This is a genomic window from Methylobacterium sp. WL120, from assembly GCF_008039465.1.
GTDB lineage: Bacteria > Pseudomonadota > Alphaproteobacteria > Rhizobiales > Beijerinckiaceae > Methylobacterium > Methylobacterium cerastii.
Genome location: NZ_VRUT01000286.1, coordinates 1 through 2,871, shown reverse-complemented (window position 1 = coordinate 2,871; position 2,871 = coordinate 1). Strand labels below are relative to the sequence as shown.

Sequence of the window (2,871 nt, the reverse complement as noted above, 5' to 3'; positions counted from 1 at the left end):
CCGCCGGGGCGGGCGCCGCCATGCGGCCGGCGCCGTCGGGCATCCGCAGGACCTCGATCGCCCGGGCGCGGTTGGGAAGCCGGCGCAGGAAGCCGCGCTCCTCGAGGGCGGTGATCAGCCGATGGATGCCCGATTTCGACTTGAGGTCGAGGGCGTCCTTCATCTCGTCGAACGAGGGCGGGACGCCGTCCTCGCGCATCCGCTCATCAATGAATCGCAGGAGATCCAGCTGTTTACGGGTCAGCATTGGCGAGCTCGCGAGAAAGTGCGGCCGCACGAAGGTGAAGCCGCAGAAACAAAACACGAACACGTTAAACGTTCGTCAAGTGTTCCGCAAGGGTTCTTGTCGCGACGCGCTGCGCGGACAGACGAATTCGTTACGCGACGGTGCCAGCGCGGCACGGCGAGGTTCAGCCCTCCAGGCTTCGCCGCACGGCGCGGGCCGTGACGGCGGAGACGCGCACGTTCGATTCCTGCGTCACGCCCGCGATGTGCGGCGTCAGGATCAGGTTCGGCACGTCGGCGAACAGTGCCCCGCCCATAGCATCCAGCGGCTCCTCCGCGAACACGTCCAGCGCCGCCCCGCCGAGATGGCCCGACCGGAGCGCATCGACGACTGCGCGCTCGTCCACCACGCCCCCGCGGGCGGCGTTGATCAGGATCGCGCCCGGCGGCATTCGGGTGATCGCGTCGGAGCCGATCATCCCCCGCGTCGCCTCGGTGAGCGGCACGTGCAGGGAGAGCACGTCGCTCGATGCGATCAGCGCGTCGAGCTCGGCACGCGCCACCGAGCCGTGGGCCGGGCGCCACGCGGTGTCCTCAGGCGTCAGGTACGGGTCGAAGGCCGAGACCGCCATGTCGAGCGCCGCGGCGCGCCGGGCGGTCTCGCGGGCGATGGCACCGAAGCCGACGAGGCCGAGGCGCTTGCTGGCGATCTCGCGCCCCATCGACGCGTTGCGCGGCCACGCCCCCGCCGCCACCTGCGCGCTGGCACCGTAGGCGCCGCGCAGCAGCAGCAGGGCCGTGCCGATCACGTACTCGGCCACCGCGCCGTCGTTGGCGCCGGTCGCGGGATGGACCGCGATACCGCGGGCTGCGCAGGCCGGCAGGTCGATGTTGTCGAGGCCGACGCCGAGGCGGCCCACCACCTTGAGGTCGGGAGCCGCTGCCAGCAGGTCGCCGCGCACCTGCGTGCGGTTGCGGACGATCAGCCCCGCCGCCTCTTGGAGCGCCGCGCGCAGGGCGTCGGGCCGGTCGACGAGGGTCGGATCGTAGAGCGTCTCGAACCCGGCGAGCTCCGCCCGGATCGCGGCCTCGTCCATGAACTCGCTGATGACGACCTTGAGCATCGCGTGCTGATCCTGTTTCGCGCGGCGGCCGAGCCTCCCCCGCGGGCGTTCCCGTCGGGCGCCGTGCCCGCCTGCGGGGCCGTCATCCTGCGTTGGGACGCATCGGTAAAGGCCGCGCCGGCTCATCGCGAGGGAACGGGCGGGGCGACGCGGTGCCGTTTGGGCTCGGACGGCATTCGTGTCCCGCACATCAGTATTCGGGCGTCGCCGCCCCGGGCGGCGCCGGACCGGCGCGTGATTAACCGCTTCGCAAGGCAAACCGGCTTAGGTTTGGACCCATGAGGTGCGGCCGGCGGCGGCGCCTTTCGACAATGCGTGACCGACGCCGACCCGAGCCGGCGATTCGGAGACACCGGAGCAGTTTCACCATGGCCCTCGACCTCAGCATGCCGATCCTGGTCGTCGACGACTACCAGACGATGGTCCGCATCATCCGCAACCTCCTGAAGCAGCTCGGCTTCGAGGAGGTCGACGACGCCTCCGACGGCACGGCCGCCCTGGCGCGCCTCAAGGGCCGCAAGTACGGCCTGGTCATCTCCGACTGGAACATGGAGCCGATGACCGGCTACGAGCTGCTCCGCCACGTCCGCGCCGACGAGGGCCTGCGCACCACGCCGTTCATCATGGTCACCGCGGAGTCGAAGACCGAGAACGTCATCGCCGCCAAGAAGGCCGGCGTGAACAACTACATCGTCAAGCCGTTCAACGCCGCCACCTTGAAGAGCAAGATCGAAGCGGTCTGCGGCGCCTGAGCGGCCACTCGGGGCCGACACGCGGAGGAGTGCTGACGATGGGTGTGCAAAGACCGCTCGGCGCGACGATCAACCCGGCGACGATGGTCACCGAGTTGATGGAGATCGCGGACTACATTGCCCACGTGCGCGACGAGATCGCGGCCTTGCGCGCCAACGAGCTGACGCACGACCGCATCCCGATGGCGCACGAGGAGCTCGGCAACGTCCTGGCCGCGACTGCCGGCGCCACCAACTCCATCATGGAGGCGGCCGAGTCGATGCTGGCGTTGCCGGACGGACCCGGCTACCGCGACGCGGTCGAAAGCGGCATCGGCACGATCTTCGAGGCCTGCGCCTTCCAGGACATCACCGGCCAGCGCATCGGCAAGGTCGTCGCCGCCCTGCAGCAGTTCGAGGTGCGGCTCGCGCGCTTCTCCAGCGCCGTGCGGGCACGGGACGCGGCCGGCCAGGATCCGGCCGAGGCCGAGCGCAACGAGCGCGCACAGCGCCTGCTCCTGAACGGCCCGCAGCCGAACGGCCCTGCCACCGCCCAGGACGACATCGACGCCCTGTTCGCCTGACCCTCGACGGGCCGGCGCCGCCCCCGCTAAAGCATTTTCAAGCGAGGTGGATGCCGGCTCGCGTGAAGAAAATGCTCTAGTACTACTGTGTCATAAATCTTTGTTGGCAGCAGGGACATCGTTGCAGGGTTCGCGCGAGTGTTTGTGCCAGCTTCAGGCGCAAGGTCGCGATGGAGTCAGGCACGTGTCGCTCGGGCCGGATCGGGG

3 protein-coding genes and 1 pseudogene are annotated in these 2,871 nt (G+C 69.7%); 2 read left to right on the top strand and 2 right to left on the bottom strand.

All coding sequences use genetic code 11. The features are described 5' to 3' along the window. Positions 1-247: pseudogene (locus FV229_RS26270) on the bottom strand (repressor LexA); the annotation flags it as partial. A gap of 163 nt (positions 248-410) precedes the next feature. Next, positions 411-1,349: a hydroxyacid dehydrogenase gene (locus tag FV229_RS26265; protein WP_147754725.1), complete on the bottom strand. Its 939-nt coding sequence runs from the start codon at positions 1,347-1,349 to the stop codon at positions 411-413. A gap of 368 nt (positions 1,350-1,717) precedes the next feature. Between FV229_RS26265 and FV229_RS26260 the strand changes: the two genes are divergently transcribed. After that, positions 1,718-2,101 (top strand): response regulator, encoded by a 384-nt coding sequence (locus FV229_RS26260; RefSeq protein WP_147729619.1) that lies wholly within the window; start codon positions 1,718-1,720, stop codon positions 2,099-2,101. A gap of 38 nt (positions 2,102-2,139) precedes the next feature. After that, a complete protein-coding gene (locus FV229_RS26255; RefSeq protein WP_246686097.1) occupies positions 2,140-2,664 on the top strand; it encodes a protein phosphatase CheZ in 525 nt (174 codons plus the stop codon). Positions 2,665-2,871: the final 207 nt, after the last annotated feature.